19 protein-coding genes are annotated in these 23,997 nt (G+C 63.7%); 13 read left to right on the forward strand and 6 right to left on the reverse strand.

Annotated elements, in window-relative coordinates; translation table 11 throughout:
- Positions 1-8 precede the first annotated feature (8 nt).
- The 6 genes from ACEVBK_RS17240 to ACEVBK_RS17265 are packed head-to-tail and all read left to right on the forward strand — an operon-like array spanning position 9 to position 8,803.
- Entirely contained in the window at positions 9-1,715 is a 1,707-nt protein-coding gene (locus ACEVBK_RS17240) for an IucA/IucC family protein (RefSeq protein WP_375056129.1), read from the forward strand.
- The gene (locus ACEVBK_RS17245) at positions 1,702-2,901 is read left to right on the forward strand and encodes an MFS transporter (RefSeq protein ID WP_375056130.1); all 1,200 of its coding nucleotides are present in this window, start codon (positions 1,702-1,704) and stop codon (positions 2,899-2,901) included. The genes ACEVBK_RS17240 and ACEVBK_RS17245 overlap by 14 nt, the downstream gene beginning before the upstream one ends.
- A complete protein-coding gene (locus ACEVBK_RS17250) occupies positions 2,898-6,431 on the forward strand; it encodes an IucA/IucC family protein (protein ID WP_375056131.1) in 3,534 nt (1,177 codons plus the stop codon). The genes ACEVBK_RS17245 and ACEVBK_RS17250 overlap by 4 nt, the downstream gene beginning before the upstream one ends.
- A complete protein-coding gene (locus ACEVBK_RS17255; RefSeq protein ID WP_375056132.1) occupies positions 6,421-7,188 on the forward strand; it encodes an HpcH/HpaI aldolase/citrate lyase family protein in 768 nt (255 codons plus the stop codon). The genes ACEVBK_RS17250 and ACEVBK_RS17255 overlap by 11 nt, the downstream gene beginning before the upstream one ends.
- Positions 7,185-8,405, forward strand: a complete 1,221-nt coding sequence (locus ACEVBK_RS17260; RefSeq protein WP_375056133.1) for a type III PLP-dependent enzyme — start codon at positions 7,185-7,187, stop codon at positions 8,403-8,405. The genes ACEVBK_RS17255 and ACEVBK_RS17260 overlap by 4 nt, the downstream gene beginning before the upstream one ends.
- Before the next feature lie 2 nt (positions 8,406-8,407).
- The gene (locus ACEVBK_RS17265) at positions 8,408-8,803 is read left to right on the forward strand and encodes a ParB N-terminal domain-containing protein (protein WP_375056134.1); all 396 of its coding nucleotides are present in this window, start codon (positions 8,408-8,410) and stop codon (positions 8,801-8,803) included.
- 103 nt (positions 8,804-8,906) lie between these two features.
- Here the strand turns inward: ACEVBK_RS17265 and ACEVBK_RS17270 are convergent, their stop codons facing one another.
- From ACEVBK_RS17270 to ACEVBK_RS17290, 5 genes are read right to left on the reverse strand one after another with little or no spacing between them, the layout of a single operon-like run.
- Entirely contained in the window at positions 8,907-9,698 is a 792-nt protein-coding gene (locus ACEVBK_RS17270; RefSeq protein ID WP_375056135.1) for an ABC transporter ATP-binding protein, read from the reverse strand.
- Between the two features lie 3 nt (positions 9,699-9,701).
- Positions 9,702-10,673: a FecCD family ABC transporter permease gene (locus ACEVBK_RS17275; RefSeq protein ID WP_375056136.1), complete on the reverse strand. Its 972-nt coding sequence runs from the start codon at positions 10,671-10,673 to the stop codon at positions 9,702-9,704.
- A complete protein-coding gene (locus ACEVBK_RS17280; RefSeq protein ID WP_375056137.1) occupies positions 10,670-11,662 on the reverse strand; it encodes a FecCD family ABC transporter permease in 993 nt (330 codons plus the stop codon). Before ACEVBK_RS17280 ends, ACEVBK_RS17275 begins: the two co-directional genes overlap by 4 nt.
- Entirely contained in the window at positions 11,643-12,542 is a 900-nt protein-coding gene (locus ACEVBK_RS17285) for an ABC transporter substrate-binding protein (protein ID WP_375056138.1), read from the reverse strand. Before ACEVBK_RS17285 ends, ACEVBK_RS17280 begins: the two co-directional genes overlap by 20 nt.
- Complete coding sequence (locus tag ACEVBK_RS17290) at positions 12,536-14,665, reverse strand: TonB-dependent receptor (RefSeq protein WP_375056139.1); 2,130 nt, start codon at positions 14,663-14,665, stop codon at positions 12,536-12,538. Before ACEVBK_RS17290 ends, ACEVBK_RS17285 begins: the two co-directional genes overlap by 7 nt.
- 445 nt (positions 14,666-15,110) lie before the next feature.
- Here ACEVBK_RS17290 and bfr (ACEVBK_RS17295) point away from each other — a divergent pair, with 445 nt between their 5' ends.
- The 3 genes from bfr (ACEVBK_RS17295) to ACEVBK_RS17305 all read left to right on the forward strand — a co-directional run bounded on the left by bfr (ACEVBK_RS17295) (position 15,111) and on the right by ACEVBK_RS17305 (position 17,258).
- On the forward strand, positions 15,111-15,575 hold the full coding sequence (gene bfr / locus ACEVBK_RS17295) for a bacterioferritin (RefSeq protein WP_375056140.1): 465 nt from the start codon (positions 15,111-15,113) through the stop codon (positions 15,573-15,575).
- 12 nt (positions 15,576-15,587) lie between these two features.
- Complete coding sequence (gene bfr, locus ACEVBK_RS17300; protein WP_375056141.1) at positions 15,588-16,058, forward strand: bacterioferritin; 471 nt, start codon at positions 15,588-15,590, stop codon at positions 16,056-16,058.
- Positions 16,059-16,400: 342 nt separating this feature from the next.
- Positions 16,401-17,258 (forward strand): (2Fe-2S)-binding protein, encoded by an 858-nt coding sequence (locus ACEVBK_RS17305; RefSeq protein ID WP_375056142.1) that lies wholly within the window; start codon positions 16,401-16,403, stop codon positions 17,256-17,258.
- Here ACEVBK_RS17305 and ACEVBK_RS17310 read toward each other — a convergent pair.
- Complete coding sequence (locus ACEVBK_RS17310; RefSeq protein ID WP_375056143.1) at positions 17,240-18,676, reverse strand: PLP-dependent aminotransferase family protein; 1,437 nt, start codon at positions 18,674-18,676, stop codon at positions 17,240-17,242. The genes ACEVBK_RS17305 and ACEVBK_RS17310 overlap by 19 nt on opposite strands.
- A gap of 102 nt (positions 18,677-18,778) precedes the next feature.
- Between ACEVBK_RS17310 and ACEVBK_RS17315 the strand changes: the two genes are divergently transcribed.
- The 4 genes from ACEVBK_RS17315 (at position 18,779) to ACEVBK_RS17330 (ending at position 23,835) form a co-directional block, all read left to right on the forward strand.
- Entirely contained in the window at positions 18,779-19,663 is an 885-nt protein-coding gene (locus tag ACEVBK_RS17315) for a DMT family transporter (protein ID WP_375056144.1), read from the forward strand.
- Positions 19,664-19,733: 70 nt separating this feature from the next.
- Complete coding sequence (locus tag ACEVBK_RS17320; protein WP_375056145.1) at positions 19,734-20,234, forward strand: YgjP-like metallopeptidase domain-containing protein; 501 nt, start codon at positions 19,734-19,736, stop codon at positions 20,232-20,234.
- Positions 20,235-20,471: 237 nt separating this feature from the next.
- On the forward strand, positions 20,472-21,938 hold the full coding sequence (locus tag ACEVBK_RS17325; protein WP_375056146.1) for a NarK family nitrate/nitrite MFS transporter: 1,467 nt from the start codon (positions 20,472-20,474) through the stop codon (positions 21,936-21,938).
- Between the two features lie 169 nt (positions 21,939-22,107).
- Complete coding sequence (locus ACEVBK_RS17330) at positions 22,108-23,835, forward strand: protein kinase (RefSeq protein WP_375056147.1); 1,728 nt, start codon at positions 22,108-22,110, stop codon at positions 23,833-23,835.
- Positions 23,836-23,997 lie beyond the last annotated feature (162 nt).

Consider the following 23,997-nt stretch of genomic DNA (forward strand, 5'->3'; position numbering starts at 1 on the left):
AAGCGCTTATGTTAAGGCAACTCTATACGGACCAACTGCAAAAGCTTGTCGACGCGCTTTACATGGAGAACCTCGACGGCTTTTGCGACAGCCTGCTCTTTTCCGGCGCAGTGCTGTCCGTCCGGCTCAACGACGCGATTAGCCTTGGCTTCTCTTGCCGGATGCAAGAGGGGCTAAGGCCCTATCGGGTACAGGATGACGATGTCCGCCTGCAAGACGAAAGGCAGGGTACGCGATGCCGAATCCCCGCCCGGGAAGTCATGTCCTATCTGGTGCAGGCGTCCTGGTGGCCCGAAGCGGGCCGGGAACGGGCGGTGCAATGGTGGCAGGAATGCTTCGATTTTCTCGAGTACCTGCCCAACCTGCTTCAATCGGCCCACGATATCGCCACGTCGCCCCTGGCGGCCAGCGAATGCTTCGCCATGATGGCCGATCGCCCCTTCCATCCCTTTGCCCACGCGAAAGGCGCGCTCGCCCAACTGGTCACCGATGCGCCACGGCTTCACTGGTGGGCTCTGCCTCCCGGCAGCCTGTTGAGCAAACAGTCCCGGCCGCCGGCCGAGCTGCTGCTGACTGAAGAGGAGCAGGCGGCGCTGAGTGTCCGCCTTCTGCACCTGGCGCCCGGTTACGTCGCCTTGCCCCTGCTTCCCACCCAGCATCGGCTCTTGTTGTCGGAAAGCAATACCTTCGGCGCCGTGGATCTGATCTTCACCACCGCGACCGGCTCCCCCACTTCCTCCCTGCGCACCCTGACGAGTGTGAGAAATGAAGGGATGCATATCAAGCTTTCCACCAGCGCAAGTACCCTGGGGGCGATCCGTTCCATGCCGCCCCGCTACCTGATCAATGGCGATGAGGCCTGCCACCTGTTGACGCAGATCCTGGAGCGGGACAGTGCCCTGGCATCGGCCATCACCCTATGCGACGAGCATCACTGGTGGGTTGCCGGACGGGAGCAACCCCTGGTCAAGAATCCGGGCCTCCTGGGTTGTCAGATCCGTTTTCTGCCACCGCTCGACGATGCCTCTTCAACCCGCCTGCTCGCCATGTCGGCGTTGAGTTATCCGCATGAATCGATCTGGCCGCGGCTCCTGGGTGGAGATACCTCCCCCTGGCAAGCCGTCAAGGACCTGAGCCGCTGTTTTATCAACACCTTCCTGGACCTGTGGTGTTACGGCGTGATGCCGGAATGTCATGGCCAGAACGTGCTTGCACGCTATCGACACAGTCAGTTACACGGCTTTGTACTCCGGGACCATGACACCCTGAGGGTCTGCCCCGCCCGGCTCACACAGCTGGGATTACCGCGGCCGGATTATCAGATCGATTGGACGACACCCAATTCTCTGGTGCTGACATCCATGGAGGAGCTGCTTGCCTACTTCACGACACTGGGCCTGCAGGTCAATCTGTACCCTATCGCCTTGGCCGTACTCCGGCACAGTACCCGTACCGAAGCAGATTTCTGGCGCTGGGTCCGGACCTGTCTCGAAGACTACGCGGCAGCACTTCAGGACAAGGAACTCGGTCGCATCTTGTCCGACAGTCTGTTGAACGCCAGGGTTTGGCCCTTCAAGCAGGTGCTCGGCCCCTTGCTAACGCAGCACGGCGCTTCGACAGGCATGCCAAGCGGCATGGGAAGTATCCGCAACCCCCTGCTACCGCTCCCGACACCCCGGCCCCTGACGGCAGAACGAGTGCATGAAGCATCCTAGCGTTATCTATGTCCTCTTGTGCTGCCAGTTTCTGGCGACATTCGGGGTCATGGTCCTGATCCCGGTCATGCCGTTGTATCTGGAAAAGCTGGCGGGCGACACGAATGCCACCATGATCTGGTCCAGTATCGCCCTGGCCGCTCCCGCCATCGGCGGCATTCTGTCGGCTCCCTTGCTCGGACGCCTGGCCGACCGCTGGGGATATCGCCCCATCCTGTTCCTGGCATTGGGCGGGTTCTGCGTGTCGTTGCTGCTGATGTCCTTCGCCGGCACCCTGGCCCAGTTTCTTGCCGCCCGGCTGCTGCTTGGCTTCTGCGGTATTTCCCTCGTCATCACCGCCTATACCGCTCATATGGCGGAGCCCTCCGGCAAGGGCATGCTGCTGGGGCGATTACAAAGCGCCGTGGCACTGGCCTGCCTGAGCGGCCCCCTGCTCGGAGGGCTGTTCATGGACCGCTGGGGAATGGAGTCCTTGCTCAATATGACCGCGGCCATGACCTGCATCGCCCTCGTTGCCGCCGCGCTTTGCCTTCATGACATCTCGGCCCATTCCCGCCATCAAGACAAACCGGAGCCGCCGTTACTCAAACGCTGGTTCTACCAGTGGCGCACCCTTTCATGGCTGGCGGCAGGGGCGCTGGCACAGGGTGGAGCCTTTGCCCTGGTCACCTGCTTTGCTCTTTATGTCAGCGAGCTCGGCAACCTGCTCTTTCCCCCCGCAACCACCACCGGGGTACTCCATGCTTTGGCCTGGGCCGCGACTTTCCTGGCCGGAAGCTACTGGGGGAAACGTAACGACCGGGGCGAAGCCCGGGACAGCTTTATTATGGCATCGGCCGGATGCGGCGGGGCCATCCTGGCCATGCTGTATGCGGACAGTTTATGGCTGCTCGCCTTCCTTCGGCTGATACAGGGCTTCTGCCTGGCCGCCCTCACCCAGGCGGTCATTTATGTCATCAGCAACCAGGTCAACGCCGGTCACCAGGGGCAGGCGATTGGAACCGCCAACAGCATACTGGTCGCAGGGCAACTGATAGGCCCACTCGCCGTGGCGGCCGTCTATCCGCTCTTTCAAGCCAGTGGCGCCATGGCGGTCAGCGCCGGCCTTTTCCTTGCCGCCAGCCTCCTGCTGATCACCAACAAACACTTCACCTATTCAACCTGTACAGAGGCAACCAAATTATGACGTCAACAATCGACAGTCGTTGGCACAACAAACTCGTCGAACAGTACCTGAACACCTTCTTCAGAGAGACCGGCCTCGACATCCATCAGCACCTGGTTTCATACCAGGACAACCCTCATGCCGAACAACTGGAGATAAGCGATGGGGACCTTGGCTTTGCCTATCACTTTACCGCGTCAAACAAGGTCCTGTACGGCACCATCAGCCACCTTTCCCTGACCGGTTATCATCGCTATGGCTCTACCTTCGTGCTGCAGCAAAACGGAGCCGATATGACCGAGAAGCTGGACGAGATCCGGCCCTTGCTGAGGCTGATCTGCGCGCAACTGTCCTTGAACGCAGGTCAAGGGGCAGAGCACCAACAGAGTGCAGCCGCCTTGTACGAAAAAATGTGCAATAGCGTCGAAAAGTCCGGTTTTTTCCTGGATGTCCGAAAAAAAAAGGCTGCAGTGTTGTCGGTAACCGAAGATTTTACCGCCGCGGAACAAGGCATGCTGCTCGGGCATCCCTTCCACGTGACCTCGAAAGCCAGCATGGGTTTTTCGGAAGAAGACATGAAACGCTACAACCCCGAACTGGGCGCTTCGTTCAAGCTCCACTACTTCGCCGTGGTGCCGGAGCTGGTACGAACCCTGTCCAGCGGTGCCGATGCTTCCCAGTTGCTCGATCCGGCGGCGCGCCAGGATGCAGAGAGACTGCTGGGAACAAGGGTCGGACAGTACCGGCTGATTCCCTGCCATCCCTGGCAGGCCAATTTCCTGCTGGATCAACCCGAGGTTCGTCAGCAGCTCGGACAAGAGCGAATTATTTCGCTCGGTCCATTGGGGCAAGTGGCCTGGCCAACCTCTTCGGTTCGTACCGTATGGATGCCGGAAAGCAAGCTGTTCCTCAAGCTTTCCCTGGATGTACGCATCACCAACTTCATCCGCAACAATCCACCTGAGCAAATGATCCGGGCGATCGACGCCAGCCGCCTGCTGAACCAGCTGGCAGCGGAGGAAACCGACGACACCCTGCGCCTGTTGCCCGAGTTGGCCGCCCAGACTCTGGAGCTGGCGGGGCTGGAGGCCGCTTTCGGTATCATTTATCGGGCTGGCCTGGAAGACGAGGAACTCAAGCAGACCCGGATCCTGGGAAGCCTGGTGGAAGAGTGCCCGATAACCGGAGCGCTGCCGCTTGCTCATTATGTGCGACAAGCTGCCGAGATGGCCGGTAACGATATCACCGCTGCATTCGTTGCCGACTGGTGGCGCCAATATACAAACGTCTCGCTGCTGCCGGCCCTGAAGTTGTTTGCCACCACCGGGATCAGCCTCGAAGCCCACCTGCAGAACAGCCTGATGCGGTTTCGCCAGGGCACCCCCGTCCAGCTCGTGGTACGCGACATGGAGGGGGTGAGCGTCGCCAGCAATTCCATGCTGGCGCCACGCTGCACCGCCGTCGGCCCGGAAAGCTCGGTGTGGTACTCCGCCGACGAAGCCTGGTTCCGCTTCAAGTACTATCTCGTGGTCAACCACATCGCCCACCTGATCGGCGCCCTGGCCAGGGCGTTTCCGGTCAGTGAAGCCCGGCTCTGGCAGACGACCGGGCAGGCACTGGCCGACGCGAACCTCGATGGCCGGGCCCAAAGCTACGTCCGGGAATTGCTGCAGGCCCGGTCTCTGCCGGCAAAAGCCAATATGCTGAGCACCTTTAACGGCACCGGGGAAACCCCCGCCTGGGTCAATATTCCCAACCCCCTCCGTGCCTATCGTTATCGTGGCCTCACCCCCTTGGCCGAGACGGATGATGCCACCGCCTACCGGCAGGCGGAGCAGCGCGTCGTCTATCAGCTGCTCGAAGCCCTGTTGTACGAGCAGGCCCTCCCCTGCCGGCATGAACAGGACGAGTTGCTCATTCCCGTGTCGGCGACCCTGAGCTACCGGTGCCAGGCCAGGGCCAGCGCCAGCTTCGCTCGGATCCGGATCCGGCCGGACTCCGTACAGCGGTGGGAATCCGGGCAGGCCGGCCCGGTGTCACTCAAACAACTCATGGAAGATATCGGCCGGATAGTGGAGGCCGATGCCGAACGCTGGCAGCAATTCCACCAGGAACTCACGGAGACCCTGGTCAAGCATGCCCAGACACTGCAGCACAGCACCGTCACGCCCCTGCGCGAGCTGCCTTATTTCGAGCAGGAGGCGCGCATCAACAACGGCCACCTGTACCACCCCAGCTTCAAGTCCCGGGTGGGTTTCGATCTGGATGAAAACAAACTGTACGGCCCGGAGCTGTCGGCCGGCTTCCCCCTTGTCTGGCTGGCCGTCGACAGAGCACTGGCCCATCTGGGAGTCAGCCGGTCCACCAGCCTGGAGGCCCTGTACCGCCAGCATTTCTCGTGCGAGGAACACGGTGCCATTCACCGCCAGATCCGCGCCGCGGGCAACAAACCGGAAGACATGGTACTGCTTGCCGTTCATCCCTGGCAGTGGCGCAAGGTCATCCAGGTTTTTTACCAGGACATGCTCACCCGGGCCAGGATCATCAAGCTGGATGTCACCGGCCCGGACTACCTGCCACAGCAGTCCATCCGGACCCTGTCCGACATCAGCGACCTGGGTGCCCCCTCGCTGAAACTGGCCATGAGCCTGCTGAATACATCCACATCCCGGGTGCTCGCTCCCCATACCGTCAGCAATGCCGCCAGGATCAGCGACTGGCTGTGGCAGCTGGTGCAGACCGACGACCGCCTGCCGGAGGACAGCAAACCCATTATACTGCGCGAGATCGCCGGCATCGGCGTCACGCCCCCCGCCCCGCTGCAGAAGCAGTATGGCGCTCTCGCCTGCATCTGGCGTGAAAGCATCTACCGCCATCTGTCGGAGCGGCAGTCGGCCACCCCGGTGACCGCCCTGGTTCAGCTCGACATCGACCGGCGACCGCTTATCGATCCCTGGGTCCGGCAATACGGCATCGACACCTGGCTGACCGCCCTGCTCGAACGTGTTTATCTGCCGGTCATGCACATGCTCTGGTATCACGGCACCGCGCTGGAGTCCCATGCCCAGAATATGCTGCTGGTGCATGAGCAGGGCATGCCTGTCAGGGTGGCGCTGAAGGATTTCCATGACGGCGTGCGTTACAGCAAATCATTGCTCCGCGATGCCGCCCAACTTCCCGCGCTCACCGACGCGCCACAGGCCCACGCCCGGGTGAACCCGAATTCGTTTCTGGAAACGGACGACGCCAACGAGTTACGGGACTTTACCCAGGACGCCCTGTGCTTTGTCAACCTTGCCGAACTGGCCTGGTTTCTGGCGCATCACTACCACTTTGCAGAGCAGGAGTTCTGGGCCCTGGCAAGGCGTGTCGTACGGCAATACCAATCGAGCCACCCTGATCTCGCCCCGCGTTTCCGGCTGTTCGACTTCTTTGCCGACAGTATCGATGTCGAGCAACTGGCCAGCCGCCGTTTCCTGCCGGAAGTCAGGCTGCGGGTGATGCCGGTCGCCAATCCGCTATGCAGGGAGGAACACCATCATGGCCACTAGTTCCCTCAAGACCCGCATTCTTGCCGGTGAAGCATGTTTCGGCCTGTTTTGCTCCATCCCCTCTGCCGTCGCATTGGAGCAACTTGCAGTGGCGGGGTACGACTTTGTCATCATCGATCTGGAACACACCCTGATCAGCCCCGAGCAGGTGGAAACGATGATACTGGCGGCACGGGCGCAGCGCCTGGACGTCCTGCTGCGGGTGCCGCCCCGGGCACCGCACCTGGTGGTGCCCCTGCTCGATGCCGGGGCGGCGGGCATCGTCTTTGCCCGCGTCGAGGATGCCGACCAGGCAAGGAAGGCCGTCGAGCTCTGCCACTATGCCCCGCGAGGGCAGAGGGGGCTGAACTCGACCAGGGCCAGCCGTTACGGCGCCGACGACCTGGCGGCATATACCCTGGATGCGGCAGCCGACACCCTGGTGGTGGTGATGATCGAAAGCCGGCAAGGGCTCGACCATCTTGCTGCCATCGCCGGGGTCGACGGCGTCGACGTCGTCCTGGAAGGGGCGGCGGATCTGTCCCAGTCCCTGGGGCTGCACTGGCAAACCCAACACCCCGAGGTGCGCGCGGCCATCGAGCGGATGTATGCCATCACCCGGTCGGCCGGCAAGGTATTCTGTGCCTTGCCGCGCGACCCGCAAGCCATCCGGCACTGGCGTCGGCAAGGTGTCTCCATGTTTGTGCTCGGTGACGACAGGGGCATCATGCGCCGGGCTCACCAGGCTCATCTCCAAACCCACAAGGAAATATCATGACCCTGCCTTTTTCCATCGAACCGCTCCGGCGCTATCTGGCGGGGCAGGACTCGCCGGCCTGCGCCTATTATTACGACCTCGATCACCTCGAGCAGCGAATAGAATCGATCGTCGGCGAACTGCCAGAAAATGTCCGCTTCTACTACGCCATCAAGGCCAACTCCGACATACCGGTGCTGAAGACCCTGGCCCCGCACATCCATGGTTTTGAAGTCGCCTCGCTGGGAGAGGTGCGCAAGGCCCGCCGCGCTGCGCCCGCCAGCCCCATCGCCTTCGGCGGTCCGGGCAAGACAGAGCCGGAACTGGAGGGCGCCCTGGCCGCGGATGTCGAGCTCTACCATATCGAGAGCCGCCTCCAGTTGGTCCGGTTGAATACCCTGGCCGCCAGGGCGGCCAAAACGGTGAAGGTGCTGCTGCGGGTCAACCCCCGCTTCACCCTGCCCGACGCCACCCTGCAGATGGCCGGCAAGCCGACCCAGTTCGGCATCGATCAGCATGAGATCGAGGAAATCCTGGACAGCTTGGGCCCCTATTCAAACATCCGCTGTGTCGGCTTTCATTTCCATTCGATATCCAACAACCTGGATGCCCATAGCCATCTGGTGCTGGTCCGCCGCTATATCGAGCTCACCCAGTCCTGGCAGCGGCGCTATGGCCTGCCGGTAGAAGTCCTCAATATCGGTGGCGGCATCGGCATCGACTACGCCCCCGCTGGCCGTCAGTTCGACTGGCCGTATTACTGCCGCGGACTGGCAAGACTGCTGGAGAGCGGCGGCATCACCTTCAGCCTGGCAATGGAATGCGGACGTTTCGTCAGTGCGACATGCGGTTGCTACGTGACCGAAGTGACGGACATCAAGCGCAGCCACAATGAACATTTCGCCATTCTTCGCGGTGGCAGCCACCAGTTCCGTCTGCCCTCCTCCTGGCAACACAACCACCCCTTCCAGGTCTTGCCGACGGAGTCATGGCCATGGCCCTGCCCCCGTCCCGGCGTAACGCGGCAGAACATCACCCTGTGCGGGGAACTCTGCACTCCCAAGGATGTGCTTGCCCAGCAGGTAGAGGTCGAACAACTGCGTGTGGCGGACCTTGTCCTGTTCGAACAGGCAGGGGCTTATGGCTGGCATATCTCGCATCACGACTTCCTGAGCCACCCGCACCCCACGCGTATTTACCATCAGGGCGGGCAACTGTTTTTTACCGAGGAGCACTGATCATGCTGTGTGCAAAACCGATAACCCTGGTCGATATCGATGCCATCCGGCCCAACGAGGAGGTCTATACCGAGCAGGTCGACTGGCTGGTCGACAAAATAGCGGACGAAAAAATCTGGCGGATACCCGTAACCCTGGACAAGGACAGCCTTTCCATCATGGATGGGCATCACCGGAGAACGGCGGCATTACGCCTGCAGTTGAAGCGTATTCCCTGCCTGTTGCTGGATTACAGCGAGGTGGATTTTATCAGTACCCATCCAACGATGCAGGTCACCCCATGGATAGTACGGGAGTTTTCCCTCCAGGGTCGCTTGTTTCCCCCCAAGAGCACCAGGCATGTCTTTTACGGCCCCCTGCCGACCTGCAATATTTCCCTGAGCCTGCTACAGAGCTGAATGCAGGAAAAACAGGCAACCCGGTGCATCGGGTTGCCTGCCGGTGAGAGGAGAATGTCCGCTGCCCCCGCCGTTTCCTTGCCGCTTTCGGCGCGGCTAGCGGCTAGCGGCATCCGGCCAGGGGGATCAGCAGCGGGCAGCCGGCCTGGGGATGGGGCTGGATGTCGCAGTGCAGGCCGAAGATGGTGTCGACCAGTTCAGGGGTGGCGGTCTGTTCCGGCGAGCCTTCGGCGACCAGCCTGCCCTGCTTCATGTAGATGAGATGGTCGGCGAACTCGAAGGCCTGGTTCAGATCATGCAGCACCAGCACCAGGGTCTTGCCCTGCTCCCGGTTCATCCGCCGGAGCAGGTTGAGCAGCTCGTACTGGTGGCTGAGATCCAGGTAGCTGGTCGGCTCGTCCAGCATCAGGATCCCGGTCTGCTGGGCCAGCACCATGGCCAGCCAGGCCCGTTGCCGCTGCCCGCCGGACAGGGCGGAAAGGCGGCGCTCAGCCAGGGGCGCCATGTCCGTCTGCCGCAGCGCCTCGGCCACCGCCCCATGGTCCGCCGGGGCCGGCGGCAACAGGGGACGGCGGTAGGGATAACGGCCCATCATCACCAGTTCCGCCACGGTCAGGGTATCGGGCGCGGCAGGATGCTGGGGCAGGAACGCCAGACGGCGGGCCAACCGGCGCCCCGGAATGGCGGCGAGCTCCTCCCGCCCTATCCGGATGCGCCCTGCCTGGCAAGGCTGCAAGCCGGCCAGGGTCTTGAGCAGGGTCGACTTGCCGCAGCCGTTGGCCCCCAGCAGCACCGTGATGCGGCCCGCCGGTATCGCCACGTTCTGCCGCTCGATCAGCGGCTGGCCACGGTAGCCGACGCTCAGGCCCTCGGCCCGGATGGCATCCTCGTTCATCACTTATCTTCCTCGCAAACGTTGTTGCCAGAGCAGCAACAGCACAAATACCGGCACCCCCAGCAGGGCCAGCATCAAGCCGGCCGGTAATTGAACCGGCGCAAACAGGCTGCGGCCGAGCCAGTCGGCCAACAGGGTCAGCAGGGCGCCGTAGCCCATCACCGGTAGCGCCAGCTTGCCGGGCTGGGGCGGATGCAGGGCCCGGGCGAGGTGGGGCGCCAGCAGGCCGACGAAGCCGAGGGTACCGGCCGCCGCCACCGCCATGGCGCTCAGGGCGCAGGCCAGCAGCAGGCACAGGCTTTCCAGCCGGGCGACCGGGGTCCCCAGCATGCGGCTGCTCAGGGGATCGAGCAGCAGCGGCGCCAGTTGCCGACACAGCAGCCAGCCGGCGGGCAGCAGCAGGGCCGCCCAGCCGAGGGTGGTGAGCGCCAACTCGCCATGGCTGCCGGCAAAGCTGCCTGCCAGCCAGGTCATCACCATGGCGATCTGCTGGCTGTCGGCCAGGATCAGAAGGCAGCCGATCAGGGCACTCAGCAGGCTGCTCAGACCTATTCCCATCAGGATCAGGGCCACGGCCGCCGTGCCTCGGCTCAGCCACCACAGCAGGGCCATGCTGGCCAGTCCGCCCAGTAGCCCGAGCAACGGCAACCACTGGGGGGGAAGACCGGGCACCAGCAGCAACGCCAGCACCACCGCCAGCGCCGCTCCCTGGTTGATGCCGATGATGCCCGGATCGGCCAGCGGGTTGCGGGACAGAGTCTGTAGCAGCAGCCCCGCCAGCCCGAGTCCGGCCCCGACCAGTGCCGCGGTCAGCACCCGCGGCAGGCGCAGCTCGCCGATCAGTTGCAGCATCAGGCTGCGATGCTCCGGCACCAGCAGCAGCGACAGGGTGTCGACGCTGCCGTTGAACAGGCACCAGGCCAGCACCGGCGGCAGCAGCCACAGATAACCGTACCGGCTCAGATGGCGTGTCATCGCTCGAAGTACCTCCGCCTCACCTGCCACATAAACCAGGGCACCCCCAACAGGGCCAGCGCCATGCCCGGCGGCAGCCGGTCCTGCTCGTCGACGGCCAGCACCAGGGCATCCGCCGCCGCCAGCAGGCCGGCCCCCAGCACCATGCCGCCGAGCAGTTGCCGGTGCAGCCGATCGCCCAGCCAGAAACGGGCCATGTGGGGCACCACCAGGCCCACGAACAGGATGGGGCCACTCACCGCCACCGAGGCCGCCGTCAGCAGCAGCACGATGGCCGACACCGCCAGCAGCACCAACACGGGGTTCAGCCCCAGGCTGCGGGCGGTGTCGCCCCCGGTTTCCAGTATCTCCAGCGGCCGGCCGCACAGCAGCGCCAGCAGCAGGGCGGGAAAGACCACGGCGGCCAGGGCAGGAAGCTGGGCCGGCACCACCAGCGCCAGGGAGCCTGCCAGCCAGAAACGGATCACGTCCAGCGCATGCTGATCCAGCAGCAGCAGTATGGTCCCCAGGCTGCCGAGCAGGGTGCTGAGCAGGGCACCGAACAGCAGCAGGCTGTCGGCCGCCAGTCGGCCGGTGGCCAACCTGACCACGCCGAACACCAGCGCCATGGCCAGGGCGGCTCCACCCAGGGCCGCCAGGCCGGCATGCCACAGGGTAAAGGGCAAGGGAGAGATCAGCAGGCACACCAGTCCCAGGGCCGCACCCTGGTTCAGCCCGAGCAGGCCGGGGCTGGCCAGGGGGTTATGAGTCAACCGCTGCAGCAGGCAACCGGCGGTGCCCAGGGCCGCGCCGATCAGCAAGGCCGCCAGCAGCCGGGGCAACCGCAACTCGGTGAACACCAGGTAATCGATGGGGGCCATCTCGCCCAGCAGCCAGCGCCATACGGGCCCTCCCAGCCCCTCTTCGCCGCTCAGCAAGGCCAACGGCAACAGCAGCAACACGGCCAGCGGCAGCCAGCGCCGCCACTGGCTAACGGGGTGGGTAGTCATCGATAATCCGCTCCAGATCCATCAATATCCTTTCCGCCGCCAGCGGTCCTATGCCCAGCATCCAGTAGCCGTCATCTACCTCGTAGAGCCGCCCGTCGAGCCGCGACCAGAAGGCGGAATCCTGCCAGCGCCGGATCAGGGAACCTTTCCCGGGGGCGTACTCGCTCAGCAGTATGATGTCGCCATCCAGGGCGTCGATATGACGCGGCGATGCCAGTTGCCGGGCGAAGCCGCCGCCCGCCTGGGACGCGGGGCGGTCCAGCCCGCAACGTACCAGCAGGCTGCCGACGAAGGAGTCGCGCAGGTACAGCCGGACATGGGTCTGCATCGAGCGTACCAACGACAGGGTGGGATGGCCCTTGCGGGCATGGAGGGTGGCGATGCGCCGGCAGCGGGCATCGATGGCCGCGAGCCGCCGTTCCGCCTCCGGCTCGCGATCGAGGGCCCGGGCGAAGAGACGGAAATTCTCCGCCCAGCCGGCGCCGACGCTCTCGCTGAACACGGTGGGCGCCACGCCGGACAACAGGGGATACAGCCGGCCATGGCGCAATCGGCTGCCCAGGATCAAGTCGGGCTGCAGCCGCATCAGGCGTTCCAGATCCGGCTCCTGCACCACCCCCAACGACACCGGCGCCGCAGCCAGCGCCAGGTAGGCGGGAAACTGCCCGACCTGATAGGGGGTGGTGGCGGCGATGGGCGTCACCCCCAGCGCCAGGGCCATGTCCAGCTCACCGGTATCCAGCACCGCCACCCGCCGGGGCTGTTCCGGTACGCAACTCTCCCCCATGGCATGGGACAAAAGGCGGCACCCGGCCGCCGTTTCGCCCCACGCCGGCAGGTGCAGCAGCACCAGCAGCGGCAGGAAAATCCGTTTTACCACCGGTACTGGTAACCCAGCTTCAGGGTCGCACCGCTGGCGGGGATATGGCTGGTGTTATTGCTATCCCGCAGCAACTGGCCATAAACCTGGTAGTAATCCTTGTTCAGCAGGTTTTCCACCCCCAGGTTAAAGCCGTGCCGGCCCAGGTCATAACGGGTGCTGTAATCCAGGGTGGTGTAGCTGTCGACCTTGCGGCTGCCGAAGCCCACCTGATCCTTGAAGGCGTCGTCCCGGGAACCGCTGTAGTTGGCCTGCAGTCGGTGGAACCACTGATGATAGGGGCGGTACTCCACATAGGCCCGTACCTGCAGCGGCGGGATACGGTAGCCGTTGAGCGCCTTCCACTCCCCCGCCGCCTCGTTGTAGCTTTCGCCTTCCATCCAGGTCAGCAGGCCGCCCAGTTGCCACTGTTCGTTGAGCCGGTGATCCAGGGTCGCTTCCGCCCCGTAGATCCGTTCCTTGGCCCGGCGTTGAACGAACGCAAAATTCTGCGTCGCGACGGGCCCCAGATCCGAGGTGCTGTAGAACAGGGCCAGGCTGCCCTGGGTATCGCCCCAGTCCCCCCGCCAGCCCAGCTCGTAGTTGTTGCTCTTGACCGGTTTGAGCTGGGAGTCGTTCACATTGAACCCGGCGGGAGCGATACGCAGTTGCAGGCCCAGATCCGGCAATTCGAAGCCCTGGGAGAAGTTGCCGTAGAGTTCCATGCTGTCGGTCAGGCTGTACAGCAGGCCGGCATTGAACAGGACGTCGTCGAAGCTGACGTCGCCGCCCTCGATGGCGTTGCCACCCAGGGTGGTGAAATCGTCGAAGGACGCCTTGGCATATTCGTAACGGGTACCGGCTTCGCCCCGCAGACGCTCGCTGAAGTCGTATTCCAGCTGGGCGAAGGCGCCGACGGTGCGCTGGGTCAGCGATGGCATGAACACCTTGTCCCCGGTATCGACGAAGACCAGGCCGCCACTGTTGTCGAAGGCCGTGCCGTCGAAGGTGGTCATCGGCATCTCCGATTTTTCCCGGCTCAGATCCAGCCCCCAGCGCAGCAGGGTTTGGTCGTTCAGCGACGAGTTGATGGTCAGGCGGCTGCCGAGGGTTTCGCTGTCCAGGTAGGTCTGCGCCAGGTTATTCCCCCAGGCCGCGAGGTGGCGCGCATCGTAGGGAGTGAAGCGGGCATGGTAGTCGCGGTAGTAGAGCTGGGCGTCCACCCCTCCCAGCGGGGTCTGGTCCGCATTCCAGGCCAGGTTCACGAAGCTGTTGCGGGTGCGGTTCTGCTCGTCCAGTTGCAGCCCGGAGATGGCCCGGGCCCGGGCATCCCCCGGCGCGGAGGCATTGACCGCCGGATCCGAGGCGTAATCGGTGTCCTGCTCGGCATCGAAGTGGTTGGCGGAGAGGGTCAGGGTACCGGCGTCGAGGTGCCAGCTGACTTTGCCGGCCAGGCTGAGGCTGTCGGTATCCGACAGGTCGCCCTGGCTGGGCTCGGGGGCGATGCGAGAGCCCTCGCCGTCGAAGGCCGCCCCCTGGCGTTCCCAGGCGACGTTAAAGCCATAATCGAAAGTGTCGTTGCCGCCGCCCAGGGACTGTTCGCCGCGATAGCCCAGGCCGTCCCTCGTTACGCGGGACAAGGAGCTCTGCACCCCGACTTTGGTCACGGCTTCGTTCTTGTTGCGCCGGGTGATGATATTGACCACGCCACCGGCGGCGCCGCTGCCGTAGACGGCGCTGCCGCCGCGCAGTACCTCGATGCGCTCGATATTGGCGGGATCGATGTTCATCAGATCGCGGCTGACGTTGCGGCTGGTATTCTGCGGAATGCCGTCGATCAGCACCAACAGGTTGCGTCCGCGCAGGGTCTGGTTGAAGTTGGTCAGGGTCTGACTGGCCGGTGCCATGCCCGGCACCGTCTTCGCCAGCACTTCCCCCAGGTTGCGGGCGGTTTGCAGCTGGGTGGCCAGTTGTTCGCGGTCGATCACCGTCACCGCATGGGCCAGCTCACTCGCCTCCATCCCCTGTCGGGTGGCACTGACCACCACCGTATCCAGTTCGTAGGACTGCGCCGCCTGGGCCTGGGCTTCCGCCGCCAGCGGGGCCACCACCATCATCGCCAACACCTTGTGCATCTTGCTCATAAATCCTTACTCTGTGCCGAAGGCCGATATCCATGGGCAGGCGAAGAGCGACCTTCCTCCTCTTCCGCCCGTCCTTTGCGATGGGTCAGAACGTCAAAAAACCTTCCGGCATACAGGTACGGCCGGGCAACAGAGCCCGATCGATGAGGGCATCAAGGAGGCGACGATGAAGGAAGGGGAATAAAGGCGCGCTGTTCCTTGGCATAGAGAAGAAACCTTAAATTAAATGAGAATAGTTTTTGTTTGGGTATTATTTGGCATTTGGCTTGCTATTGCAATATGCAAGGGAACTTTTTTCTTGTTTCGTGGACGCCAAGGCTTGAGGGTGCCATCCCAGTGTTTTCCGTACGGCCCCGTCATCCGATGGAGATCTTCCGATTTCCCGCCTAGGCTTTGAGTTGCGACAGAACCACACCCTCACCCCGATTGCCACGAGAGGCTTTCCATGAAAGGCGACAAAAAGATCATCGAGTATCTGAACCAGGTCCTGACGGCAGAGCTAACCTCCATCAACCAGTATTTTCTCCATGCCCGTATGTTCAAAAACTGGGGGCTGAAAGAGCTGGATGAAAAAGAATACAAGAAATCGATCAAGGATATGAAACAGGCGGATGCGGTGATCGAGCGGGTGCTCTTCCTCGAGGGCTTGCCGAACCTCCAGAAACTCGACTTGCTGAAGATTGGCGAGCATGCCGAAGAGATGCTGCAGTGCGATCTGGCCCTGGAAATGGAACAACTGGGCCTGCTGCGCGAAGCCATCGGCTACTGCGAGTCCAAGGGGGACTACGTCAGCCGGGAAATGCTGGAAGATATTCTTGAAGACGAGGAAGAGTATGTCGACTGGCTGGAAACCCAGCAGGGACTGATACGGGACGTCGGCATCGAAAACTACCTGCAGGCACAGATATAGGGAGACTTGGACATGAAAGGCAACAAGAAAGTCATCGGCACCCTGAACGAACTGCTGGCCGGAGAGTTAACGGCCATGGATCAGTATTTTATCCATTCCCGCATGTATCAGGACTGGGGCTTGAACAAGCTGTATGAACGTATCGATCACGAATTCGATGATGAAAAAGGCCATGCGGCGGCGCTGATCGAACGCATTCTGTTTCTCGAAGGCACACCGGACATGACCCAGCGCGCCGGGCTGAAGGTAGGAAAAGATGTTCCGCAGATGCTCAAAAACGACCTGCAACTCGAATACGATGTCGACAAGGCCCTGAAAAGCGCCATCAAGCTCTGCGAGGATCAAAAGGATTACCAGAGCAGGGCCATCCTCGAACAGATGCTGGCCGATACAGAACAAGACCATGCGTACTGGCTGGAAAAACAACTGGGCTTGATCGATAAGGTCGGGCTGGAAAACTACCTACAGTCACAGATGGGATGACCGAGAATTGACAACAGACACAAGTGGAGGTCGGCAACAGCCGGGTCCGCCACACCGCCTTGTTCGGAAGTGTTTAATCCTCACGACCAGCCGGCAGGGCGGTAAATTGTTATGGAGCACCCACCACTACGAATTCACCGCCTCGCTCCACCACCGCTCCGCACTCCCTGTTCCCCAGGCGCAGCCCTGGCCGGCCGTAGATTTTAAGCGGCGCCTTGAACTGATAAAAACCCCTGTAGAGCCCTACCAAAGCCACTATTGAAATAAAAACAATTATCGTTAATATTTGTCACCAGATTCAGGCTGGCCCAATCCGGCCGCCCTTTTCCCGACGAGGACCCCATGCAGGCAATCCCTTCCCTCCGGATCCCCCTGGCACTCCCGACCCTGGCCGAGGAGCTGGCCGAGCTGTCGGCCCGGCTGGGGGAAAGCGGCTGGTCCGCCGGCGCCGCCGGCCCGGACTGGACCCCGGCGGCGGCGCTGATGACGCCCGGCTCCAAGCTGCTGGAAGGTTGGCTCGAACACGAGGGCAGCCATTACCCCGACACCGATCTCAAGACCCGCTGCGCCTTCCTGCTCGGCCGCTACGCCTGGTACCTGGCCCTGCCCCTGGCGGGGCTGCTGCTGGGCGGGCGGCTGCCCGGGTTCGGCCCGGCGCAGCTGGCGCTGAAGATGGAGGAGTATTCATGGCGGCATGACGGCCGAGAAGGCACCGCCCGGCGCCTGCTGTTGCGCTTTTGCGCCCCCTACCCGGCCGACGCCGGAGAGGATGCCGAGCGGCGGCTGCGGCTCGGGCTGGAAGCCCACCTAGCCCCGCTGGTGAGCCTGCTGCACCGCCGCAGTGGCCTGCCCGAGCGGGGGCTCTGGTGCCTGGTAGCGGACTCGGTGGCGCAGGCCTTCCTGCATGCGGGCCAACGGCTCGGCTGCGAAGCGCGGGCCAAGGCCCTCGCCCTGGCCGTGCTCAAGACCCCCGACTCCCCGCTGTACAACCGCAAGACCGGTTTCATCGACATCGCCCTGCCGGACCCGGACCACCCCGGCCGCGAGCTGGCCCGGCGCAGCTTCCGCACCCGCGCCGGCTGCTGCCGCTTCTATACCACCCGCGGCGGCCACTACTGCACCACCTGCGTCCGGGAACACCCGGAAAACCGGGACCGGCGCCTGCGCGAGTTTATCCAGGTTCAGCTGGCCGCGGGCTGAGCGGCCAGTTCCAGGGCCTGGTCCAGGCCACGCCACACCGCCTCGTGCTGGCAATGAGCGATGTTGATGCGCATATGGCTGTCCGCGTCGGGCTGACGGCTGAAATGACGGCCCGGCGCCAGCAGTATGTCCTGCTCCGCCGCAAAGCCGGTAAGCCGACCGGCGCCGATGCCGTCCGGCAGCCGTAGCCAGCAGAAGAAGCCGCCCGCCGGACGGAGCTCCACCCGAAAACCCATCTCCTCGAAGCGTGCCAGGGTGTGCTCCCGCACCTCGTCCAGCCGCCGCCGTAGTTGCTCCACATGGCGGCGGTAGCGGCCGCCGGTAAGCAGCCGGTACATGATGGTCTCGGTGGAGATGGAGGTGGACATGCCGGTGATCAGCTTGATATCGGTGAGTTCGGCGATCATCGCCGGGTTGCCGGCGATAAAGCCGACCCGGAAGTCCGCCGACAGGGTCTTGGACAGGCTGCCCAGGTAGAGGGTCCGCTCGAAGCCGGCCAGGCTGGCATAGCGCAGGCTCTGCTGGGGGTCGAAGTCGGCGTAGATATCGTCTTCCAGCAGCCAGCAGTGGTGCTCGGCGAGCAGGCTCAGCACCTTGTAGGCCCGGCCGCGGCCGACGCTGGCCCCCACCGGGTTGCTCAGCACCGAATTGGTGATGTAAAGCACCGGTCGATGTTCGGCCAGGACTCGGCGCAGCACCACCAGATCCGGTCCCTCCAGCCGCCGGGGCACCGGCACCGGCACCGCCCCCACCAGCCGCAATAGGGTGAGAAAGTTGTAGAAGCCGGGATCGTCCACCAGCACCCGGTCGCCGGGCCGCACCAGGGCGCGCAGCACCAGATCCACGCCGTGAGAGGCGCTGGCGGTCATCAGGAGCTGGGACGGATCCGCCTGGATATTGAGCTGTTCCAGCCGCAGCACCAACTGGCTGCGCAGGGCGGGATGGCCCTGAGCGGTGCCGTATTCGGTGAGCGGCGCCGGCTGCCGGGCCAGCTCGCGCAGGGCGGAGCGGATGTCCTGATCCCCAAGCCAATCCGCCGGCAGGCAGCCGCTGCCGGGCTTGTAGCGGAAGCGCTCGGTATCCATCACCTGGCGCAGCAGCGCCACCTCCTGGGCCATGGCGCTGGCGGAAGCGTCCACCTCCAGCACCAGCCGGCGGGTTTGCGGGCTGCGCGCCACGTAAACGCCGCTGCCCTGGCGGCTGACCACCAGGCCGGCGGCCACCAGCCGCTCGTAGGCATCGGCCACAGTGAAACGGCTTACTTCCAGCTGTTCGGCCAGGGCGCGGATGGAAGGCAGTTTCTCCCCCGGCTTCCAGCGGCCCTCCCCGATGGCCTGGGTGGCGTGGCGTACCAGCTGCTCCACGAAAGGCTGGCTGTCGGCCTTGTCGAAGGCCCAGTCGACGGCAGAAATTGTCATGGCGTTGCTACCTGTACACTTAGGTCGGTTTTATAAGAAGTGTCCTGATTGTCCGGTAGTAAAGCGACTAAGCTGGCCAAAAGCAAGCAACCGGAGCCCGCCATGAAGACCACCAGCCCCCTTCCCCTCGATACCCGTCCCCTGCTCGGCATGGCCTGGGGCCTGCTCGGGGTGATGATGTTTTCCGCCGGCTTGCCCGCCACCCGCATCGCGGTGCAGGAAATGCCCGCCCTGTTCGTGGGTGCCGGCCGTGCCGGCCTGGGCGGGGCGCTGGCCCTGCTGCTGCTGCTGGCGACGCGTCAGTCCCTGCCGAGCCGGCGCCAGTGGGCCCGGCTGGCGGTGGTGGCCGCCGGGGTGGTGTTCGGTTTTCCCATCCTCTCCTCCCTCGCACTGGAAACGGTGTCGGCCACCCACAGCGTGCTGGTCACCGCCCTGCTGCCCCTGTGCACCGCCCTGGCCGGCGCCTGGCTGCACCGGCACAGACCCAAGGTGGGCTTCTGGTTGTGCGCCCTGGCCGGCACGGCGCTGGTGCTGATCTACGCCGGTCAGCAGGCCCAGGGCCACTGGCAACTGGCGGATCTGTGGCTGTTGCTGGCCTGCGTGCTCTGCGGCCTGGGCTATGCGGAAGGGGCGCGGCTGACCCGGGAGCTGGGCAGCTGGCAGGTGATCTGCTGGGCGCTGGTGCTGTCGCTGCCGCTGCTGGCACCGCTGATCTGGCTGAGCCGCCCCGAACCGGCCCTCACCAGCCCGGCCGGCTGGCTGAGCTTCCTCTACCTCGGCAGCTGCAGCATGTTCCTGGGCTTTTTCTTCTGGTACAAGGGCCTGGCCCTGGGCGGCGTGACCCAGGTCAGTCAGGTGCAGCTGCTGCAGCCGTTCGGCGCCCTCTGGTTCGCCGCCCTGCTGCTCGGCGAGCCGATCTCAGCCCAGGCCATCTGGATCTGCCTGGCCGTGGTGGCCTGCGTGGCCCTGGGCCGGCGTTACGCCTGACACGGCGGGGACAAGCCGCCCGGCTTCGGCGTATAATGGGCCTCGGTTTATGCAGTACGGGGCTTCTCTGGTGAACACCCTCAAATACCTGGCCGGTTATCCGGAAACCATTCAACTCCAGGCCGGCGAATTGCTCGAAAGCGGCCGTCTCGGCGGCTACCTGCAGCGCAAGTACCCGGCCCGCCATCAAATCCAGAGCGACAGGGCACTGTACGACTATATCAACGGCCTCAGGAACCAGTACCTGCGCAAGAGCCCGCAACTCAGCCAGGTACGCTACGACAGCAAGCTCAACGTGCTCAAGCAGGCGCTCGGCATGCACACCTATCAGTCGCGGGTGCAGGGCAGCAAGCTCAAGGCCCACAACAGCATTACCGTCGCCGCCCTGTTTAGGGAGGCGCCGCCGGAGTTCCTGCGCATGATAGTGGTTCACGAACTGGCCCACTTCAAAGAGAAGGATCACAACAAGGCCTTCTACCAGCTGTGCTGCCATATGGAGCCGACCTATCACCAGTTGGAGCTGGACACCCGGCTCTGGCTACTGTGGCGGGACCGGCAAAAGGGTACATAAGCACCTTTATGGCGCAAGAGTACCACTTTAGAGGTACCACTTTGGTGCAATAGACCTTTTTCTGCACATTGTTTGTGCATTCCACCGCCGGAGCGCCTTAACTTGGTGCTCCCGGGCTGCCCCTCCGCCCTGCCCTTCAAGCATAATAGTGAATAAAAACAAAGTATTGTCAGCTTGGCATGATTCCGGCTTATGTGCGTACAACACTGTTGTAACGGACTCTGCGAGAACACCTACATGTCTGCTTCAAAACTCAAGCTTCTATCCTTCAGCGGCAACAGCCGCATCCTGCATATGACCTGGCTGGCGTTTTTCATCAGCTTCGTGGTCTGGTTCAACCACGCCCCCCTGCTGGTATTTATCCGTGACTCCATGGGGCTGACCAGCCAGCAGGTATCCACCCTGCTGATCCTCAACGTGGCCCTGACCATACCGGCCCGCATCGTGGTGGGCATGCTGGTGGACAAGTTCGGTCCCAAGGTGATGTACTCGCTGCTGCTGGGCATTTCGAGCCTGATCTGCTTCTTCTTCGCCCTGGCCCAAAGCTTCGAGCAGATGGCGCTGGCCCGCTTTATGCTGGGTTTTGTCGGCGCCGGTTTCGTCATCGGCATCCGCATGATCTCCGAATGGTTCCCCGCCAAGCAGGTGGGCCTGGCCGAAGGCATTTACGGCGGCTGGGGCAACTTCGGCTCCGCCGCCGCCGCCATGGTGCTGCCGGCCATCGCCCTGCTGTTCGGTGGCGATAATGGCTGGCGCTATGCCCTGGGCCTGACCGGCGCCATCGCCCTGGTGTACTCCTTTATCTACTACTTCAGCGTGTCCGACACGCCCAAGGGCTCCACCTACTTCAAACCCAAGAAGTCCGGTGCCATGGAAGTGACCAGCAGGGGCGACTTCGTGCTCTATATCCTGATGAGCATCCCCCTGTACGCCGCCCTGGCCCTGCTGGCCTGGAAGCTGTCACCCGCAGGGGTGAGCCTGCTGTCCGCCAGCGCGACCTACGGCATCTATGCCGGTCTGGCCGCCCTCTTCGCCTGGCAGCTGTTCCATATCGTCAAGGTCAACAAGGAGGTGTTCCACAAGCCGGTGCCGAGCATCCACCGCTACAAGTTCAAGCAGGTGGCGATACTCAACCTGGCCTACCTGGCGACCTTCGGCGCCGAGCTGGCGGTGGTGTCCATGTTGCCGCTGTTCTTCAGCGACACCTTCGGCATCAGCGCGGTGCAGGCGGGCATCCTGGCCTCGGCCTTCGCCTTTATGAACCTGGTGTCCCGCCCCTGCGGCGGCCATTTCAGCGACCGTCTCGGCCGCAAGCGGACCCTGACCCTGAGCCTGGCCGGCGCCGCCCTGGGCTTTTTCCTGATGGGGCTGATGGACAGCAGTTGGCCGCTGGTGCTGGCGGTGCTGGCCACCATGGCCTGTTCCTTCTTCGTGCAGGCCGGCCAGGGTGCCGTGTTCGCCGTGGTACCGCTGATCCAGCGCCGCCTCACCGGCCAGATCGCCGGCATGACCGGGGCCTACGGCAACGTCGGCGCCGTGGTGTTCCTCACCGTGCTGTCCTTCGTGTCGCCCCAGGTGTTCTTCTGGGTCATCTGTACCATGGCCGCCGTGACCATGGCGGCGGTACAGCTGATGGACGAACCGAGCGGCCAGATGGCGGAAGTGCTGCCCGACGGCACGGTGCAGATGATAGATGTACACTAAGTCGTTGCTGCGACATCGACCGGATACCGCACGCAGACACGCCGTAAACCCATCCATGGGGGCTCCGCCGCGCCATCCCTGGCGCGGAGGGTCTGCTTAGCGATACCCGGCCGCTGCCGAGAGTGATCCATCGCTCGGAACCGCCATTAAGAACCGCCAGGGGAAGCCTTTGACCACCAGCCTTAACGTTCGCTGCGGCCAGCATTCGCTGGCCGGGCGCAAAGCCGAAAACCAGGATGCCCTGGGCTTCTACGCCCCGGACAATCCCCAGTTGCTCGACGCCAAGGGCCTGGCCTGTGTGCTGGCCGACGGCATCAGCAGCAGCGAGCTGGCCGCCCTGGCCAGCCAGTCGGCGGTGCGTGGTTTTATCTCCGACTACTTCAGCACCCCGGACAGCTGGTCGGTCAAGCAGTCCGGGGCCAAGGTGCTCACCGCCATCAACCTCTGGCTGTGCAGCCAGGGCAGCCAGTTCCTCAACGAATCCCGCTCCGCCGCCACCACCTTCTCCGCCCTGGTGCTCAAGTCCACCACCGCCCACCTGTTCCACGTGGGCGACAGCCGCATCTACCTGTGGCGCAACGGCGACCTCGAGCCCCTGACCCAGGATCACCGCGTTCGTCTGGGCAATAACCGTGAATATCTGGGCCGTGCCCTCGGCATCGACTACGGCCTGGAAATCGACTACAAGTCGCTGCCGGCGGAAAATGGTGACCGTTTCCTGCTGCTGACCGACGGCGTCTACGAATTCGTGCCCGACGGCGAACTCCGGCGGCTATTGCAGCAGTACCCGGATCCGGAGGCCTGCGCCACCGCCATCTGCGAGGCGGCCCTGGCCGGGGGCAGCGATGACAATATCAGCTGCCAGATCCTGCGGATTGACCAGTTGCCCCGCCCGGAGGTGGACGAAGTGGTGGCCCGGCTCACCGCCCTGCCGTTTCCGCCGGAGCTGGAACAGGGCATGATCCTGGACGGCTACCGCATCCTGCGCGAGCTGCACGCCAGTTCCACCAGCCAGCTCTATCTGGCGGTGGACACCGACAGCGGCGACAAGATGGTGCTCAAGACACCCTCGGTCAATTTCGAGGACGACCCCGCCTATCTGGAGCGCTTCCAGTTGGAGGAGTGGGTGGGCCGGCGCATCAACAGCCCTCATGTGGTACGGGTAATCGAGCAGCAACGGCCCCGGCACTTTCTCTACTATGTGTTGGAATACCTGGAGGGTCGCACCCTGGAACAGGTGCTGGACGACGACGGCCCCCTGCCCCTGGGCGAGGTGCGCCGGCTGCTGCCCCAGCTGATTACGGGGCTGCGCGCCTTTCACCGGCTGGACATGCTGCATCAGGACCTCAAGCCCGGCAACATCCTGGTCAGCGACGAGGGCCTGCTCAAGATCATCGACTTCGGCTCCGCCCGCATCGCCGGCATCGCCGATATCGCCACCCCGCTGGAACGCAAGACCCTGCTCGGTACCAAGCAGTACACAGCGCCGGAATACCTGCTTGGCACCCGGGTAGGTCCTCACTCCGATCAGTTCGCCCTGGGCTGCATCCTCTATCAGCTGCTCAGCGGCCAGTTGCCCTACGGCGAGCGGCTGGCCGCCGCCAGCGGGCGAGGCCAGCTCAACCGCCTGCGTTATCGCTCCCTGCGCCAGTACCAGCCACAACTGCCGCACTGGGTCGACAAGGCCATCGGCCGGGCCGTGGCCCTCGACCCGGCACAGCGCTACCCGGCCCTGTCCGAGCTGGAAGCCGATCTCAGGAAACCCAACCCGACCTTCCTGCGCGAAGAGCAACTGCCGCTGGTGGAACGCCATCCCCTCGCCTTCTGGCGGGTGCTGTCGCTGCTGCTGCTGCTCGGCAATATCCTGCTGCTGGCGCTGCTGCTGGGCGGGACCTAGCCGCGGGATCCCGCCGGCAACGCAGGATTGGCGTCGTTCGCCACTCTTCCTGTCACTCCCGCGAAGGCGGGAGTCCATCACACCCTGCCGGGAGCAAGACCTGTGCTGGCCGCTCCTGGATGCCCGCCTTCGCGGGCATGACGGATTTTTGGAAACCGGCGC

The sequence above is a fragment of the Zobellella sp. DQSA1 genome (genome assembly GCF_041950555.1).
Lineage (GTDB): Bacteria > Pseudomonadota > Gammaproteobacteria > Enterobacterales > Aeromonadaceae > Oceanimonas.

Coding starts and splice junctions, on each gene's coding strand:
- ACEVBK_RS17310 (WP_375056143.1), bottom strand. CDS start 18,676: ATGACAATTTCTGCCGTCGACTGGGCCTTCGACAAGGCCGACAGCCAG.
- ACEVBK_RS17275 (WP_375056136.1), bottom strand. CDS start 10,673: ATGACACGCCATCTGAGCCGGTACGGTTATCTGTGGCTGCTGCCGCCG.
- ACEVBK_RS17325 (WP_375056146.1), top strand. CDS start 20,472: ATGTCTGCTTCAAAACTCAAGCTTCTATCCTTCAGCGGCAACAGCCGC.
- ACEVBK_RS17280 (WP_375056137.1), bottom strand. CDS start 11,662: ATGACTACCCACCCCGTTAGCCAGTGGCGGCGCTGGCTGCCGCTGGCC.
- ACEVBK_RS17245 (WP_375056130.1), top strand. CDS start 1,702: ATGAAGCATCCTAGCGTTATCTATGTCCTCTTGTGCTGCCAGTTTCTG.
- ACEVBK_RS17290 (WP_375056139.1), bottom strand. CDS start 14,665: ATGAGCAAGATGCACAAGGTGTTGGCGATGATGGTGGTGGCCCCGCTG.
- ACEVBK_RS17305 (WP_375056142.1), top strand. CDS start 16,401: ATGCAGGCAATCCCTTCCCTCCGGATCCCCCTGGCACTCCCGACCCTG.
- bfr (WP_375056141.1), top strand. CDS start 15,588: ATGAAAGGCAACAAGAAAGTCATCGGCACCCTGAACGAACTGCTGGCC.
- ACEVBK_RS17315 (WP_375056144.1), top strand. CDS start 18,779: ATGAAGACCACCAGCCCCCTTCCCCTCGATACCCGTCCCCTGCTCGGC.
- ACEVBK_RS17265 (WP_375056134.1), top strand. CDS start 8,408: ATGCTGTGTGCAAAACCGATAACCCTGGTCGATATCGATGCCATCCGG.
- ACEVBK_RS17255 (WP_375056132.1), top strand. CDS start 6,421: ATGGCCACTAGTTCCCTCAAGACCCGCATTCTTGCCGGTGAAGCATGT.
- ACEVBK_RS17260 (WP_375056133.1), top strand. CDS start 7,185: ATGACCCTGCCTTTTTCCATCGAACCGCTCCGGCGCTATCTGGCGGGG.
- ACEVBK_RS17270 (WP_375056135.1), bottom strand. CDS start 9,698: ATGAACGAGGATGCCATCCGGGCCGAGGGCCTGAGCGTCGGCTACCGT.
- ACEVBK_RS17250 (WP_375056131.1), top strand. CDS start 2,898: ATGACGTCAACAATCGACAGTCGTTGGCACAACAAACTCGTCGAACAG.
- ACEVBK_RS17240 (WP_375056129.1), top strand. CDS start 9: ATGTTAAGGCAACTCTATACGGACCAACTGCAAAAGCTTGTCGACGCG.
- bfr (WP_375056140.1), top strand. CDS start 15,111: ATGAAAGGCGACAAAAAGATCATCGAGTATCTGAACCAGGTCCTGACG.